15 protein-coding genes are annotated in these 16912 nt (G+C 57.7%); 2 read left to right on the top strand and 13 right to left on the bottom strand.

Annotated elements, in window-relative coordinates:
* Nucleotides 1-2 precede the first annotated feature (2 nt).
* The 13 genes from lpxA to rpsB all read right to left on the bottom strand — a co-directional run bounded on the left by lpxA (nucleotide 3) and on the right by rpsB (nucleotide 12879).
* Nucleotides 3-779 (bottom strand): acyl-ACP--UDP-N-acetylglucosamine O-acyltransferase, encoded by a 777-nt coding sequence (gene lpxA, locus ACQ4MY_RS02280; protein ID WP_007908847.1) that lies wholly within the window; start codon nucleotides 777-779, stop codon nucleotides 3-5.
* Entirely contained in the window at nucleotides 776-1216 is a 441-nt protein-coding gene (gene fabZ, locus ACQ4MY_RS02275; protein ID WP_003222142.1) for a 3-hydroxyacyl-ACP dehydratase FabZ, read from the bottom strand. The genes lpxA and fabZ overlap by 4 nt, the downstream gene beginning before the upstream one ends.
* A gap of 106 nt (nucleotides 1217-1322) precedes the next feature.
* Complete coding sequence (lpxD, locus tag ACQ4MY_RS02270; protein ID WP_008081709.1) at nucleotides 1323-2378, bottom strand: UDP-3-O-(3-hydroxymyristoyl)glucosamine N-acyltransferase; 1056 nt, start codon at nucleotides 2376-2378, stop codon at nucleotides 1323-1325.
* A gap of 3 nt (nucleotides 2379-2381) precedes the next feature.
* Nucleotides 2382-2885: an OmpH family outer membrane protein gene (locus tag ACQ4MY_RS02265; RefSeq protein WP_007908849.1), complete on the bottom strand. Its 504-nt coding sequence runs from the start codon at nucleotides 2883-2885 to the stop codon at nucleotides 2382-2384.
* Nucleotides 2886-2930: 45 nt separating this feature from the next.
* Complete coding sequence (bamA, locus tag ACQ4MY_RS02260; protein WP_008081708.1) at nucleotides 2931-5321, bottom strand: outer membrane protein assembly factor BamA; 2391 nt, start codon at nucleotides 5319-5321, stop codon at nucleotides 2931-2933.
* A gap of 74 nt (nucleotides 5322-5395) precedes the next feature.
* A complete protein-coding gene (gene rseP / locus ACQ4MY_RS02255) occupies nucleotides 5396-6748 on the bottom strand; it encodes a sigma E protease regulator RseP (RefSeq protein ID WP_440093469.1) in 1353 nt (450 codons plus the stop codon).
* Nucleotides 6749-6802: 54 nt separating this feature from the next.
* The gene (ispC, locus tag ACQ4MY_RS02250; RefSeq protein WP_008081704.1) at nucleotides 6803-7993 is read right to left on the bottom strand and encodes a 1-deoxy-D-xylulose-5-phosphate reductoisomerase; all 1191 of its coding nucleotides are present in this window, start codon (nucleotides 7991-7993) and stop codon (nucleotides 6803-6805) included.
* Nucleotides 7990-8796, bottom strand: a complete 807-nt coding sequence (locus ACQ4MY_RS02245; protein ID WP_008081702.1) for a phosphatidate cytidylyltransferase — start codon at nucleotides 8794-8796, stop codon at nucleotides 7990-7992. The genes ispC and ACQ4MY_RS02245 overlap by 4 nt, the downstream gene beginning before the upstream one ends.
* Entirely contained in the window at nucleotides 8796-9551 is a 756-nt protein-coding gene (gene uppS / locus ACQ4MY_RS02240) for a polyprenyl diphosphate synthase (RefSeq protein ID WP_008081700.1), read from the bottom strand. The genes ACQ4MY_RS02245 and uppS overlap by 1 nt, the downstream gene beginning before the upstream one ends.
* Before the next feature lie 14 nt (nucleotides 9552-9565).
* Entirely contained in the window at nucleotides 9566-10123 is a 558-nt protein-coding gene (gene frr, locus ACQ4MY_RS02235) for a ribosome recycling factor (protein WP_008081697.1), read from the bottom strand.
* A complete protein-coding gene (pyrH, locus tag ACQ4MY_RS02230) occupies nucleotides 10120-10863 on the bottom strand; it encodes a UMP kinase (RefSeq protein WP_003222124.1) in 744 nt (247 codons plus the stop codon). Before pyrH ends, frr begins: the two co-directional genes overlap by 4 nt.
* A gap of 208 nt (nucleotides 10864-11071) precedes the next feature.
* Nucleotides 11072-11935: a translation elongation factor Ts gene (tsf, locus tag ACQ4MY_RS02225; RefSeq protein WP_007908856.1), complete on the bottom strand. Its 864-nt coding sequence runs from the start codon at nucleotides 11933-11935 to the stop codon at nucleotides 11072-11074.
* A gap of 203 nt (nucleotides 11936-12138) precedes the next feature.
* Nucleotides 12139-12879, bottom strand: a complete 741-nt coding sequence (gene rpsB, locus ACQ4MY_RS02220) for a 30S ribosomal protein S2 (RefSeq protein ID WP_008081695.1) — start codon at nucleotides 12877-12879, stop codon at nucleotides 12139-12141.
* Between the two features lie 373 nt (nucleotides 12880-13252).
* Between rpsB and map the strand changes: the two genes are divergently transcribed.
* Together map and ACQ4MY_RS02210 are read left to right on the top strand one after the other, a co-directional pair.
* Nucleotides 13253-14035 carry a type I methionyl aminopeptidase gene (map, locus tag ACQ4MY_RS02215; protein ID WP_008081693.1) on the top strand — a complete coding sequence of 261 codons (783 nt, stop codon included), beginning with the start codon at nucleotides 13253-13255 and terminating at the stop codon, nucleotides 14033-14035.
* Between the two features lie 41 nt (nucleotides 14036-14076).
* Entirely contained in the window at nucleotides 14077-16779 is a 2703-nt protein-coding gene (locus ACQ4MY_RS02210) for a [protein-PII] uridylyltransferase (RefSeq protein ID WP_158830729.1), read from the top strand.
* Nucleotides 16780-16912: the final 133 nt, after the last annotated feature.

The raw sequence follows: 16912 nt of genomic DNA, 5'->3' as shown, positions 1-16912 counted from the left end.
GATCAGCGAGTGATGCCGCGAGTCGACGACTGGATCGAGTCGCGGAAAATAGCAACTTCCGGGAATTGCGCCGCCGGCTCTGCCAGCTCCGCTAGAGCCTGCTCGACCGTCAGGCCTTGGCGGTAGACGGTTTTGTAGGCGCGACGCAAGGTGTGGATCGCGTCTTCGCTAAAACCACGACGGCGCATGCCTTCGAAGTTCATGCTGCGCGCTTCGGCCGGGTTGCCGAACACGGTGACGAACGCCGGAACGTCCTTGCCGATCGCCGTGCCCATGCCGGAAAAGCTGTGGGCGCCGATGTGGCAATACTGATGTACGAGGGTGAAACCGGAGAGGATCGCCCAGTCATCAACGTGTACATGGCCGGCCAACGCGGTGTTGTTGACCAGAATGCAGTGGTTGCCGATAACGCTGTCGTGACCGATGTGGGCATAGGCCATGATCAGGTTGTGATCGCCCAGCGTGGTTTCCGAGCGATCCTGAACGGTGCCACGGTGGATGGTCACGCCTTCGCGGATGACGTTGTGGTCACCAATCACAAGACGGGTTTCTTCACCTTTGTACTTCAGATCCGGCGTGTCTTCGCCTACCGAGGAAAACTGGTAGATGCGATTATGCTTGCCGATGCGCGTCGGGCCTTTGAGGATTACATGCGGCCCGATCACGGTACCCTCGCCGATTTCCACACCTGCGCCGATGATCGACCACGGGCCGACCTCGACGCCGTCAGCCAGTACGGCCGACGGATCGATGATTGCGCGAGGGTCAATCAAACTCATAGCTTGCGTTCCGCGCAGATGATTTCAGCCGAGCAGACCGGCTTGCCGTCCACCGAAGCCTGGCATTCGAACTTCCAGATCTGGCGCTTGCAGCTGATGAACTTGGCTTCAAGGATCAACTGGTCGCCCGGCAACACAGGCTGACGGAAGCGCAGCTTGTCGGAACCGACGAAGTAGTAAAGCGTGCCGTCGGCAGGCTTCACATCAAGCATTTTGAAACCGAGGATCCCGGCAGCCTGAGCCATCGCTTCGATGATCAGTACGCCCGGCATGATTGGATGCGCCGGGAAGTGACCATTGAAGAACGGTTCATTGATGCTGACATTCTTGTAGGCGCGAATGCGCTTGCCTTCAGTGTCCAGTTCCACCACCCGGTCCACCAGCAGGAACGGGTAACGGTGAGGCAGGTATTCGCGAATCTCGTTGATGTCCATCATTTCGGGGGGAAGCCTATGTAAAGATTGGGAGCGCGACTGACGCGCACTCCTCTAGCAAATCAAGGAGGCAGTCTAGAGGCTGTGCACACTTGATATGGAAATGGTATCAGCCATCTGATGAAGCATTGCCGTCAGGGGTCACTTCCCCTACGCGCTTTTCCAGCTGTTTCAAACGTCGCGCGATGTCATCGAGCTGACGGATGCGGGCCGCGCTTTTGCGCCATTCGGCCGCCGGTTGCATGGCTGTACCGGAAGAATAGGCACCCGGCTCGGTAATCGAGTGAGTCACCATGGTCATCCCGGTGAGGAAAACGTTGTCGCAAATATCAATGTGGCCAACCAGACCGACACCGCCAGCGAGCATGCAATGCTTGCCAATCTTGGTGCTGCCAGAAATGCCGACACAGGCGGCCATGGCGGTGTGATCACCGACCTGGACGTTGTGCGCAATCTGGATCTGGTTGTCGAGCTTCACACCATTACCGATAACGGTGTCGGCCAGCGCACCACGGTCGATGGCGGTATTCACGCCAATCTCGACATCATCGCCGATGGTCACGCCACCGATCTGGGCGATTTTCTGCCAGATACCCTTCTCGTTGGCAAAGCCGAAGCCTTCACCACCGAGTACCGCACCGGACTGAATCACCACACGTTTGCCGATGCGCACGTCGTGATACAGGGTCACGCGGGGCGCGAGCCAGCCGCCTTCACCAATTTCACTGCGCGCGCCGATAAAGCAATGTGCGCCCAAGGTCACCTGAGCAGCGATCCGCGCACCGGCTTCGACAACCACAAACGGGCCGACGCTGGCGGTTGGATCAACCACAGCGTCGTCCGCAATCACTGCCGATGGATGGATACCCGCCGCAGCTTTTGGTTTGGGATCGAACAAGTGCGAAATACGTGCGTAGGCCAGATAAGGATCCGGCACCACCAGCGCATTCCCGGCAAAGCCTTCAGCATCAGCTTCTTTGAGCAATAGCGCCGCTGCCTGCGAGCCTGCCAGGTATTTGCGATATTGAGGATTTGCCAGAAAGCTCAACTGAGCTGGGCCAGCCTCTTGCAAAGTGGCTAGCCCAGTAATTTGCTTCTCCGGGTCGCCACGCAGGGTGGCGCCGAGGAACTCGGCCAACTGGCCGAGTTTGATAGTCACGGTCATGGGTTACTTCAGCTGATTCATGCGCTCGATAACCTGGCGCGTGATGTCGTACTGAGGCTTGACATCGATTACTGCGCCACGCTCGAACACCAGGTCAAAACCACCTTTCTTGATGACTTCTTCCACTGCGCTATCCAGTTTCGGCTTCAGTTGCTTGAGCATTTCGCGGTCGGCAACAGCTTTGGCTTCGTTCAGCTCTTTGGACTGGAACTGGAAGTCACGGGCTTTTTGCTTGAATTCCAGCTCCAGACGCTCACGCTCGCCTTGCTGCATTTTGTCGCCACCGGCCATCAGACGGTCCTGAATGCCTTTGGCGCTGCTTTCCAGAGTTTTCAGTTTGGTCAGTTGCGGACCGAACTTCTTCTCGGCATCCACGGCGTACTTCTTGGCCGCGTCGGATTCCAGCAGCGCCATCTGATAGTTCAGAACAGCGATTTTCATGTCGGCAAATGCCGGGCCTGCCACCATCAAGGAGGCCAGGAGAACCAATTGAGTCAACTTACGCACGATGCACTCCTACAAAATCCATTGTCGTTATCTTGGGTCAGACGCTTAGAACGTCTGGCCGAGGGAGAATTGGAACACTTGAGTTTCAGCGTCATCCGGTTTCTTGATCGGCATGGCCAACGCGAAGCTCAGAGGACCCAGTGCGGTGACCCAGGTCACACCCACACCGACGGAGCTCGCCATGTTGCTGAGGCTGATATCGTTGCACTGAGTGCTGGAAGTCGAACCGACGGTAGCGTTGGTAGTCTTCTCGCACTTGGAGTCAAACACGTTACCGACATCCCAGAATACCGAAGTACGCAGGGAGCGCTGATCTTTGACAAACGGCAGCGGGAACAGCACCTCGACACCACCCTGGATCAACACGTTACCGCCGAACGGCAGCGGATCCTGATCCGGGTCGGCAAGCGTACCGGTGTTGCCGGTCACACCTGCACCTCGGCTAGGCGTACTGCGCGGACCCAGCGTACTGTCCTTGAAGCCACGAACCGAGTTGAAACCACCAGCATAGTAGTTTTCATAGAACGGCAAGCCGTCAGTCGAACCGTAACCGTCGCCATAACCCAATTCGGTGTGCAGACGCATGGTGTAGTTCTCGCTCAGTGGCTGGAACAACTGGCCACGGTAATCAAGCTTGAAGAACGACAGGTCGCTGCCTGGAATAGTGGTTTCCAGCGTCAGGCTCTGGGAACGGCCACGGGTCGGCAATACGCCTTTGTTCAAAGTGGATTCGGACCAGCCGGCCGACGCCTTGAAGTTCAGGTATTGATCGCCTTCCTTCTTAACGAAGTCGAAAATCTCGTCAACGGTATAAGTACCGGTCTTGATCTTGTCTTGTTGTGCGGACAGACCAAAGGTCAGACGCGAAGTCTCGCTGATCGGGTAGCCAACGTTGACGCCGGCACCCAGGCTGTCTACCGCATAGCTCGCTACGTCGACGTCGAGGTCTTTGTAGTCAGTGGTGCGATAGAACGCGTTGTAACCCAGGCTCACGCCATCGGCGGTCCAGTACGGGTCAACGTAACCGAAGTTGTAGCGGCTCTGGTATTCGCTTCGGGTCAGACCGACGCTGACACGGTTACCGGTACCGAGGAAGTTGTTCTGGGTGATCGAACCACCGAGGATCAGACCGGCGCTCTGGGCGAAACCGACGCTGGCGGTGATCGAACCGGAAGCCTGTTCTTCAACCGCGTAGTTCACGTCGACCTGGTCGTCGACACCCGGCACGGCCGGGGTTTCAACGTTGACTTCTTTAAAGAAGCCCAGACGCTCAAGACGGGTCTTGGATTGGTCGATCAGGTAGGTCGAAGCCCAGCCGCCTTCCATCTGGCGCATTTCACGACGCAGCACTTCGTCCTCGGACTTGGTGTTGCCACGGAAGTTGATGCGGTTGACGTAAGCGCGCTTGCCTGGATCGACAGCAAACAGGATGTCGACAGTGTGGTCGTCATCGTGCGGCTGAGGCACGCCGTTGACGTTGGCGAAGGTGTAACCCTCGTTGCCCAGACGACGGGTGATCAGTTCGGAGGTGGTGGTCATCAGCTTGCGCGAGAACACCTGGCCCTTCTGCACCAGCAACAGCGATTTGACCTGGTCTTCAGGGACTTTCAGGTCACCGCTGAGTTTGACGTCACGAACGGTGTACTTCTCGCCTTCGGTCACGTTGACGGTGATGTAGACGTGTTTCTTGTCCGGGGTAATGGACACCTGGGTCGAAGCGATATCCATGTTGATATAGCCACGGTCCAGGTAGTAGGAACGCAGACGCTCCAGGTCACCGGAAAGCTTTTCACGGGCGTACTTGTCATCGTTCTTGAAGAACGACAGCCAGTTGGTGGTTTTCAGTTCGAACAGGTCGGTCAGGTCTTCCTCAGGGAAAACCGTGTTGCCCACCACGTTGATGTGCTGAATGGCGGCAACGGTGCCTTCGTTGATCTTCACTTTCAGACCAACACGGTTACGCGGCTGCGAGACCACTTCGGTATCGACGGTAGCCGAATAGCGGCCCTGCGCGACGTACTGGCGCTGCAGTTCGTTACGCACGCCTTCGAGGGTGGCACGCTGGAAGATCTCGCCTTCGGCCAGACCGGATTGCTTGAGGCCCTTCATCAGGTCTTCAGTGGAAATCGCCTTGTTGCCTTCGATTTCGATACTGGCGACGGATGGGCGCTCGACAACCGTGATTACCAGAACGTTGCCTTCGCGGCCCAGCTGGATATCTTGAAAGAAACCGGTTTTGAACAACGCACGAGTGGATTCCACCAGGCGACGATCATCCGCCTGCTCGCCGACGTTCAACGGCAAGGCACCAAAGACACTACCCGCGGAGACCCGCTGGAGGCCATTGACGCGAATATCAGAGATAGTGAAGGACTCGGCGTGAACTTCGGCGATCATCAATACGGTGAGAACCGCAGTTAGCAGCAGACGTTTCATGAAGTCCTTTCTTATTCCAACTGGCAATAAACAAACTGCCGCAAAATGCGGCAGATTCGCAATTCAGCGAAGCGTTACAGTCGACCCAGATCGTTGACCAGAGCAAGCAACATCACCCCGACCACCAAACTGATACCGATCTGTATCCCCCAACCTTGCACCCGATCCGACAAGGGACGACCACGCGCCCACTCGATCAGATAAAACAACAAATGCCCCCCATCCAGTACAGGAATGGGCAGCAAATTCAGAACACCCAGGCTAATACTCAGATAAGCAAGGAAATTCAGGAAATCAGCGACGCCCGACTGGGCAGAAGCGCCCGCCACTTTAGCAATGGTTATCGGTCCACTCAAGTTTTTTACCGAGAGCTCGCCGAACAGCATTTTCTTTAGCGAATCGAGGGTCAGGACGCTCATGGTCCAAGTGCGACGAGCACCCTCGCCAATCGCGGCCAAAGGCCCATAGCTGACCTCGCGGATCATTTCCGGCGGCCAGTCGATCGCTTTGACGCCAGCGCCCAGATAACCGCTTGGCGCCTTGCTTTCGCCGCGAGCCGCCAGCGTCACCGGGACGTCGATTTGAGCACCATCACGCTCGACACGCAGCATGATTTTGGTATCAGGACGCGTACGAACGGTATCGACCACTTGCTGCCAGTCGTTCAGCGCCAGACCGTCGAGCGACAGCAGACGGTCGCCGGTTTTCAGGCCAGCAGCTTGCGCCGGGCCTTTTGGATCGAGCTCAGCCAGCACCGGCGGCAAGGCCGGGCGCCATGGACGAATACCCAACGAACGAATCGGATCCGGCTCGTCGGCCCCCTTGAGCCAATGATCCAGCGCCAGTTCGCGCGGCGAATCCGCAGTAGAACCCTGCTCACGCACTAATAACTGCAGTGAACCGCTTTCACCCAGACGACGCACTAATTGCAAATTGACCGCTGCCCAGCCCGAAGTCGGCTCGCCATCAATTGCGACAATCTCCTGACCCGCCGTCAGACCAGCCTTGGCGGCGATACTACCGGACTCGACCGCACCGATGACCGGGCGCACCTGCTCGCTGCCCAGCATCGCCAGCACCCAGAAAAACACCAGGGCCAGCAGGAAATTGGCAATCGGACCCGCGGCCACAATGGCGATACGCTGACGCACGGACTTGCGATTGAACGACTGATCAAGCTGCTCGAACGGGACTTCGCCTTCGCGCTCATCGAGCATCTTGACGTAACCACCGAGCGGAATCGCGGCAACCACGAACTCGGTGCCTTGCTTGTCGTGCCAGCGCAGCAGGGGCATGCCAAAGCCTACGGAGAAACGCAGAACCTTGACGCCACAGCGTCGCGCGACCCAGAAGTGGCCGAATTCGTGAAAGGTGACCAGCACACCCAAGGCGATCAGGGTGCCGGCAATCATATAGAGCGCGCTCATCTACTTTCTCCGCAATCCTGTTCAGTGTCGCGTGTAGCCATTGTGTTGCAAAATCTATCGGCCGTGCCGGCTCAGCCATTGCTCAGCCAGAATCCGGGCTTTTGCGTCGGCGGTAAACACCGCATCGAGATCATCCAGCGCAACAACCGGCTCAAGACTCAAGACTTCTTCGATGATACTCGCGATTTCCAGGTAGCGAACCCGCCCATCGAGAAACGCTGCCACCGCCACTTCATTGGCCGCATTCAACATCGCCGGCGCGCTGTCGCCCGCTTCAGCCGCTTGACGGGCCAGACGCAAGCAAGGAAAACGCTGTTCATCCGGGGCTTCGAAGTCCAGCCGCGCGACTGCAAACAGATCCAGCGGCGCCACACCCGAATCGATGCGCTCCGGCCAAGCCAGGGCGTTGGCGATCGGCGTGCGCATATCAGGGTTGCCCAATTGCGCCAGCACCGAGCCATCGACGTAATCGACCAACGAGTGGATCACACTCTGCGGATGGATCACCACCTCGACCTGCGCAGGCTTTGCATCGAACAACCAGCAGGCCTCGATCAACTCAAGCCCTTTATTCATCATGCTGGCTGAATCCACGGAGATCTTGCGCCCCATGGACCAGTTCGGGTGCGCACAGGCCTGATCAGGTGAAACATGCGCCAGCTCAGCCATCGGCGTCTGCCGGAAGGGGCCGCCAGAGGCTGTCAGCAAGATCCGTCGCACGCCCACCGAGCTCAAGCCACGGGCGAAATCCTGTGGCATGCACTGGAAAATCGCATTGTGTTCGCTGTCGATCGGCAGCAGGACCGAACCACTCTTGCGCACGGCTTGCATGAACAAGGCGCCGGACATCACCAGCGCCTCCTTATTGGCCAGCAGGATTTTCTTGCCCGCCTCGACCGCAGCCAGCGTCGGACGCAGGCCCGCAGCGCCAACAATCGCCGCCATGACCGCATCGACTTCCGGAGCAGAGGCGACCTGACACAAGCCCTCCTCCCCCACCAGAACACGGGTCGGCAAGCCGGCAGCACGCAAGTCGTCCTGCAGACCACGCGCGGCGATCGCTTCCGGCACCACTGCAAACTGCGGCACGTGACGCACGCAAAGGGCCAGCAACTCACTCAGGCGAGTGAAACCACTCAAGGCGAAAACTTGATAACGCTCAGGATGACGAGCAATGACGTCGAGGGTGCTCAGGCCAATCGAGCCTGTCGCCCCAAGAACGGTAATCTGTTGAGGACGACTCACGGCGCAGCCATCCACAGCAATACAGCGAAGACGGGGATGGCGGCGGTCAAGCTATCGATGCGATCCAGAACACCACCATGACCCGGCAGCAGATTACTGCTGTCCTTGATGCCGGACTGACGCTTGAACATGCTTTCGGTCAGGTCGCCGACAACGGAGATGAAAACGATCAGCGCGGCGCCAATCAAGCCTTTGAGCAATTCGGCAACCGTCCAGTCACGCACCAGCCCGACGACGGCAGTGATCACCAGACTCAATGCCAGACCGCCATAAACGCCTTCCCAGCTTTTACCCGGACTGACTTGGGGCGCCAGTTTGCGCTTGCCGAATTTTCGGCCAGAGAAATAGGCGCCAATGTCCGCGCCCCACACCAGCACCATGACCGCCATGATCAGCCAGTTGCCCAGCGGATACTGCTTGATCTGTACCAAACCCTGCCAGGCGGGCAAGAGAATCAGCAAGCCAATGACCAATTTGGTGGCAGCCGTGGACCAATGTTCGCTGGAACGCGGATAGGTCAGTACCAGGTACGTCGCCACCGCCCACCAGAGCACCGAAGCCCCCAGCACCCAAGGCGCCAAGCCTGGCAACACATACATGACGAACAACATCAATGCGACGACCGCGGCATAGCCGACGCGGAACGATTGTGCGGTAAAGCCCGCCAGACGTGCCCATTCCCAGGCACCCAGGCTCACGACCAGACCGATGAACAGGGCAAAACCCGAACCTTCGAGCAGGAAAAAACCGCACAAGGCGATCGGCAGCAGGATCAGCGCAGTGATGATTCGTTGTTTAAGCATTAAACCCGGGCTCCAGCTTCGACCTGTTCACTCGTTTTACCGAAGCGACGCTGACGCGAAGCGAAATCGGCCAGCGCATTGCGCATGGCATCGTGTTTGAAGTCCGGCCAGAACAGGTCGGAGAAATACAACTCGGCGTAAGCCAGCTGCCAAAGCAGGAAGTTGCTGATGCGATGTTCGCCACCCGTGCGAATGCACAGGTCCGGCAGCGGCAGATCGCCGGTGGCCAGACAGGTTTGCAACAGATCAGGAGTGATGTCTTCAGGGCGCAGATGCCCGGCCTGGACTTCACGCGCCAGACGCTGTGCAGCTTGCGCGATATCCCACTGACCGCCGTAATTGGCGGCGATCTGCAGAATGAAGCGATTGGCACCTGCCGTCATCGTTTCAGCTTCACGCATGGCGGCCTGAAGCTCAGGATGAAAGCGCGAACGATCACCAATGATGCGCAGGCTGATGTTGTTGTCGTTGAGGCGCTTGGCCTCACGACGCAGCGCCTTGAAGAACAGATCCATCAAGGCACTGACTTCATCGGCCGGACGCTGCCAGTTTTCACTGGAGAAGGCGAACAAGGTCAACACTTCGACCTTGGCCTCAGCGCACACCTCGATCACTGCCCGCACAGCATCCACGCCCGCTTTATGCCCGGCGACACCTGGCATAAAGCGTTTTTTAGCCCAGCGATTGTTACCATCCATGATGATCGCGACATGGCGCGGCACCGCGGACGGCGCAGTCTGCTTGGTCTTGTCCATTAAAAACTCGACCCTTATACGGCCATCAGATCCGCTTCTTTTTGCTTGGTAGCTGTATCGATATCAGCTTCGGCCTTGTCGGTCAGCTTCTGGATATCGGCAGCAGCACGACGCTCTTCGTCTTCGCTGATTTCTTTGTCCTTGACCAGCTTTTTCAGCTCGCCCAAGGCGTCACGACGAATGTTGCGCACGGCAACACGAGCATCTTCGGCGGCACTGCGCGCCTGCTTGGTGAAGCCCTTGCGGGTTTCTTCAGTCAGGGCAGGCATGGAGATCAGCAACAACTCGCCCAGGTTGGTCGGGTTGAGGTTCAGGCCAGCGCTCTGGATTGCCTTATCGACTGCCGCGAGCATGTTGCGCTCGAAGGCAACGACTTGCAGGGTGCGCGAGTCCTTCACAGTGATGTTGGCCACTTGAGTGATGGAGGTGTCTGCGCCGTAGTACGGCACCATCACGCTGCCCAGAATGCTTGGGTGAGCCTTGCCGGTACGAATCTGGCCAAAAGCATGGGACAGAGAGTCCAGGGATTTTTGCATGCGCTCTTGAGCGTCTTTTTTGATTTCGTTGATCATTGTTGACCTTCCTCGATCAGGGTGCCTTCAGCGCCGCCATGGACGATGTTCAGCAGGGCACCAGGCTTGTTCATATTGAATACGCGCAACGGCATCTTGTGGTCGCGGCACAGGCAGATAGCGGTCAGATCCATCACGCCCAGCTTGCGATCCAGTACTTCATCATAAGTCAGATGATCGAACTTCTCGGCATGCGGGTCTTTGAACGGGTCTGCGGTGTAAACGCCATCAACCTTGGTCGCTTTCAGCACGACGTCGGCGTCGATTTCGATTGCACGCAGGCAGGCTGCCGAATCCGTGGTGAAGAACGGATTGCCAGTACCGGCCGCGAAGATCACGACGTCTTTGGAGTTCAGGTGACGCATGGCTTTGCGGCGATCGTAGTGATCGGTGACGCCAACCATGGAAATGGCCGACATGACGATGGCCGAGATATTGGCACGTTCCAGCGCATCGCGCATGGCCAGGGCGTTCATCACAGTGGCCAGCATGCCCATGTGGTCGCCTGTGACCCGATCCATACCGGCTTTGCTCAGGGCTTCGCCACGGAACAGGTTGCCGCCACCGATCACCAGACCGACCTGAACGCCGATGCCAACCAGTTGGCCGACTTCCAGCGCCATGCGATCCAGTACTTTCGGATCGATCCCGAACTCTTCCGAGCCCATCAGGGCCTCGCCGCTAAGCTTGAGTAGAATGCGTTTATAGCGAGCCTGATAACCACTGCCCTGCTGAGCCATTGCGAATCTCTCCTGCGGCGTATTAAAAAATTCTTTGCGAGCTGTTTACAGCTGGCGTTCACTCTAGCTTGGCGCTGCTTCAGCGCCATCGGAACATGGCTTTGTAAGTCAGTTCCAAGCGGAAACCAATAAAAATTGGCTCCCCCATCTGAAAAGAGGCTGCGCGCGTAAGCGGGCAGCCTCTTTCGGGCGACAGTTGAAAACTGTCTTATTGCTTGGCGGCAGCCAGCTGGGCAGCAACTTCTTCAGCGAAGTTGTCGACCGGCTTCTCGATGCCTTCGCCTACTTTGAAGTAAGTGAAGGAAACGATTTCAGCACCGGCTTTCTTGGCCAGTTCGCCAACCTTGATTTCAGGGTTCTTGACGAACGCCTGCTCAACCAGGCTTGCTTCGGCCAGGAACTTGCTGATACGGCCTTTGACCATATTTTCAACAATGTTTTCTGGCTTGCCTTTGATTTTTTCTTCGTTCAGCTGCAGGAACACAGCTTTTTCACGCTCGATCGCTTCAGCCGAAACTTCCGATGGCAGCAGGAACTCAGGGTTGCTGGCCGCTACGTGCATAGCGATGTCTTTGGCCAGTTCAACGTTGCCGCCTTTCAGAACAACTGCAACACCGATCTTGTTGCCGTGCAGGTAGCCACCAACAACGTCGCCTTCTACGCGAACCAGACGACGGATGTTGACGTTTTCGCCAACCTTGCCGACCAGTACCAGGCGAGCAGCTTCTTGGGCTTCGATCAGCGGAGCAACATCAGTCAGCTTGTCAGCGAAGGCTTTTTCAATGCTTTCAGCAACGAATGCCTTGAAGTCGTCCTGCAGAGCCAGGAAGTCGGTCTGCGAGTTCACTTCCAGCAGAACAGCAGATTTGCCGTCTTCTTTCAGAGCGATCGCGCCTTCAGCAGCTACGTTGCCTGCTTTTTTGGCAGCCTTGATTGCGCCCGAAGCACGCATGTCATCAATGGCTTTTTCGATGTCGCCGTCAGCCTTTTCCAGGGCTTTCTTGCAGTCCATCATGCCTTCGCCAGTACGCTCACGCAGTTCTTTAACCAACGCTGCAGTAATTGCTGCCATTTTCAAATTCCTCTTGGATAGGTTTTCAACCATTCCACCCGATCGAACGGGCGTTCAATTCTTCCCGAACCCGTTTGTAGCCGCTGCACGTTACAAATACAGGGCGGGCGCTGCCACAAGTGGGCGCCAACAATTGGTTTTCGAGGTGGCAAAAAGGGGGCCAAGCCCCCTTTTTGCTTACTGAGTCAACGCCAGGGCGTCAATTACTCAGCTGCAGCTGCCGGAGCTTCTTCAGCTGCGAATTCTACAGTGCCGCCGCCAACATTGTTGCGACCACGGATAACAGCGTCAGCCATCGAACCCATGTACAGCTGGATAGCGCGGATTGCGTCATCGTTGCCTGGGATGATGTAGTCAACGCCTTCCGGGCTGCTGTTGGTATCGACAACGCCGATAACCGGGATGCCCAGCTTGTTGGCTTCGGTGATCGCGATGCGCTCGTGGTCAACGTCGATCACGAACAGTGCGTCTGGCAGACCGCCCATGTCCTTGATGCCGCCCAGCGAACGATCCAGCTTCTCAAGATCACGGGAGCGCATCAGCGCTTCTTTCTTGGTCAGCTTGGCGAAAGTACCGTCTTCGGCTTGAACTTCAAGGTCACGCAGACGCTTGATGGAAGCACGAATGGTTTTGAAGTTGGTCAGCATGCCGCCCAACCAGCGGTGATCGACGTACGGCGAACCGCAACGTGCTGCTTCTTCAGCAACGATCTTGCCAGCGGAACGCTTGGTGCCGACGAACAGAATCTTGTTTTTGCCCTGGGCCAGACGCTCTACGAAAGTCAGAGCTTCGTTGAACATTGGCAGGGTTTTTTCAAGGTTGATGATGTGAATCTTGTTACGCGCGCCGAAAATGTACTTACCCATTTTCGGATTCCAGTAACGGGTTTGGTGACCGAAGTGCACACCGGCCTTCAGCATATCGCGCATATTGACTTGGGACATGATAGTTCCTTAATAAGTCGGGTTTGGCCTCCACGTATCCCAATGACCAACCAGTGGCATATAGCCAAAAGCACCCAGGTCATCGTGTCGACACGTGTGTGGATTTAAGCCTTTCGGGGTATCCCCGGAAAGCGGCGCATTTTATACCACAGGGTGCGCAGAAACGGAACCCGAAATCTGTATTCGCACCAAGGACATGGGCGCAGCCCCCTTGGAATCGGCTTCGAACGCACCATTGTATAGAGAGAAGCGATGCACGCAGGCGCGGATTTGCGCCGTGCGTCTGTTAGAATCGCGTTTTTCAGGGTCGCAAAACGCACACCTGTCGCCCTATTTGTATCAGCAAGCGCCGCCGAGCGCAGAGAGAGCCTGTATGACCGTCAACCTCAAAACCCCCGAGGACATCGCTGGCATGCGTGTCGCCGGCAAACTGGCCGCCGATGTGCTGGAAATGATTGCCGAACATGTCAAACCGGGCGTTACCACCGATGAGCTGAACCAGATCTGCCACGACTACATCGTCAATGTGCAGCAAGCCATCCCTGCGCCGCTCAACTACAAGGGTTACCCGAAGTCGATCTGCACTTCGATCAACCACGTGGTTTGCCACGGCATCCCGAACGACAAGCCGCTGAAAAACGGCGACACCCTGAACATCGATGTGACCGTGATCAAAGACGGCTACCACGGCGACACCAGCCGCATGTTCCACGTCGGCGAAGTGCCGGTCTGGGCTGAACGTCTGTCGCAGATCACCCAGGAATGCATGTACAAGGCGATCGAAATCGTCAAACCTGGCTGCCGCCTCGGCGACATCGGTGAAGTCATCCAGAAGCACGCTGAAAAGAACGGCTTCTCGGTGGTCCGCGAATTCTGCGGTCACGGTATCGGCAAGGTTTTCCACGAAGAGCCGCAGATCCTCCACTACGGCCGCGCCGGCACCGGCATGGAGCTGAAGGCTGGCATGACCTTTACCATCGAGCCGATGATCAACCAGGGCAAGGCCGACACCAAAGTATTGGGCGACGGTTGGACCGCGATCACCAAAGACCGCAAGCTGTCGGCACAGTGGGAACACACCCTGCTGGTCACCGACACCGGCTACGAGATCTTCACCCTGCGCGCCGACGACACTATCGCGCGCATCTCGGCCTGATCCAGCAAACGCTCCCAGCCTTATAGAAGGAAAGCCAATCGATGCCGCAGGTGGATCCCGAACTCTTCGACCGCGGCCAGTTCCAGGCTGAACTGGCTCTGAAAGCGAGTCCTATCGCGGCGTTCAAGAAGGCGATCCGTCAGGCTCGCGAGGTTCTCGACACGCGTTTTCGCCAAGGCCGCGACATCCGCCGCCTGATCGAAGACCGTGCCTGGTTCGTCGACAACATCCTGCAAAAGGCCTGGGAGCAGTTCAACTGGAGTGAAGACGCCGACATCGCGCTGGTCGCGGTCGGCGGCTATGGCCGCGGTGAGCTGCACCCGTATTCCGACATCGACCTGCTGATCCTGCTGGACAGCGCCGACCACGAAGTTTTCCGCGATTCCATCGAGCGGTTTCTGACCTTGCTGTGGGACATCGGCCTGGAAGTCGGCCAGAGCGTGCGCTCGGTCGATGAATGCGCCCAAGAAGCCCGCGCCGACCTGACCGTGGTCACCAACCTGATGGAAAGCCGGACCATTTGCGGCCCCGAGCATCTGCGCCAGCGCATGCTCGATGTCACCAGCACCGCCCACATGTGGCCGGCCAAGGAGTTTTTCCTGGCCAAGCGCGCCGAGCAGAAGGCCCGCCACCACAAATACAACGACACCGAATACAACCTGGAACCCAACGTCAAAGGCTCGCCCGGCGGCCTGCGGGATATTCAGACGATTCTGTGGGTTGCGCGTCGCCAATACGGCACGCTGAACCTGCGCGCCCTCGCTGGCGAAGGTTTCCTCGTTGAGAGCGAAAACGCCCTGCTCGCCTCCTCCCAGGAATTCCTCTGGAAAGTGCGTTACGCCCTGCACATGCTCGCGGGCCGTTCCGAAGACCGCTTGCTGTTCGACCATCAGCGCACCATTGCCGGGCTGCTCGGGTTTGAAGGTGACGACGCCAAACAGGCCGTCGAAAACTTCATGCAACAGTATTTCCGCGTAGTAATGAGCATTGCCCAGCTCAGCGACCTGATCATCCAGCACTTCGAAGAAGTCATCCTCGCGCCGGAAGACGAGGCGCCGCCACAGCCGATCAATGCACGCTTTCAACTGCATGACGGTTACATCGAAGCGCGCAACGACAACGTATTCCGCCGCACGCCATTCGCCATGCTCGAAATCTTCGTGCTGATGGCCCAGCAGCCGGAAATCAAAGGCGTGCGCGCCGACACCATTCGCCTGCTGCGCGAGCACCGTCATCTGATCGACGACAACTTCCGCAACGACATACGCAACACCAGCCTGTTCATCGAGCTGTTCAAGTGCAAGATCGGCATCCATCGCAACCTGCGCCGGATGAACCGATACGGCATTCTCGGGCGTTATCTGCCGGAATTCGGTTTTATCGTCGGGCAAATGCAGCACGACCTGTTCCACATCTATACCGTCGATGCGCACACGCTGAACCTGATCAAGCACCTGCGCAAATTGCAGTACACGCAGGTCTCGGAAAAATTCCCGCTGGCCGCCAAGCTGATGGCCAAGCTGCCCAAGCCCGAACTGATCTACATGGCCGGTCTGTACCACGACATCGGCAAGGGCCGGCATGGCGATCACTCGGAGATCGGCGCGGTCGATGCCGAAGCGTTCTGCCAGCGTCACCAGTTGCCGGTGTGGGACAGCCGCCTGATCGTCTGGCTGGTGCAGAACCATCTGGTGATGTCGACCACCGCCCAACGCAAGGACTTGTCCGACCCACAGGTGATCCACGATTTCGCTCAGGCTGTCGGCGACGAAACCCGCCTCGACTATCTGTACGTGCTGACCGTGGCCGACATCAACGCAACCAACCCGACGCTGTGGAATTCGTGGCGCGCCAGTCTGTTGCGCCAGCTCTACACCGAAACCAAGCGCGCCTTGCGTCGTGGCCTGGAAAACCCGGTGGATCGCGAAGAACAGATCCGCCAGACCCAGAGCGCCGCACTGGATATTCTGGTGCGCGGCGGCACCGACCCGGACGATGTCGAGCAGTTGTGGGCGCAGTTGGGCGATGACTATTTCTTGCGCCATACCGCTGGCGACGTGGCCTGGCACAGTGATGCGATCCTGCAGCAACCGGTCGATGGCGGGCCGCTGGTGTTGATCAAGGAAACCACCCAGCGCGAGTTCGAGGGCGGCACGCAGATCTTCATTTATGCACCGGACCAGCACGACTTCTTCGCGGTGACCGTAGCGGCGATGGATCAGCTCAACCTGAACATTCATGACGCCCGGGTTATCACCTCGAGCAGCCAGTTCACCCTCGACACTTACATCGTGCTCGATAACGAGGGCGAGTCGATCGGCGACAACCCGACGCGGGTCAAACAGATCCGTGAAGGCCTGACCGAAGCGCTGCGCAACCCGGACGACTATCCGACGATCATTCAGCGCCGGGTACCGCGCCAGCTCAAGCATTTCGCCTTTGCACCGCAAGTGACGATCCATAACGATGCGCAGCGCCCGGTGACTGTGCTGGAGTTGACCGCACCGGATCGGCCGGGCCTGCTGGCGCGAATCGGCGGGATCTTCCTCGAGTTCGACCTGTCGCTGCAGAACGCCAAGATTGCGACCTTGGGCGAGCGGGTGGAAGACGTGTTCTTTATCACCGACGCACACAATCAGCCGCTGTCCGATCCGCTGCTGTGCAGCCGTTTGCAGGACGCGATTGTTGAGCAGTTGAGCGTCAATCAGGAACCGGATATCAAGCTTTCGCGTATCAGTATTTGAATTGAAGTAACTATTACTCCTGTGGGAAGGAAGACTCCGATACCAGCCTGTTCAACAAACCCCTTGTAGGAGTGAGCCTGCTCGCGATAGCGGTTCATCAGTTGCATGGATATTGAATGAGCCTTCCTCATCG

This window comes from Pseudomonas sp. SM4, from assembly GCF_051913165.1.
Classification (GTDB): domain Bacteria; phylum Pseudomonadota; class Gammaproteobacteria; order Pseudomonadales; family Pseudomonadaceae; genus Aquipseudomonas.
The sequence above is the reverse complement of the archived record's forward strand: the minus strand, read 5'-3'. Positions and strand labels throughout refer to the sequence as shown.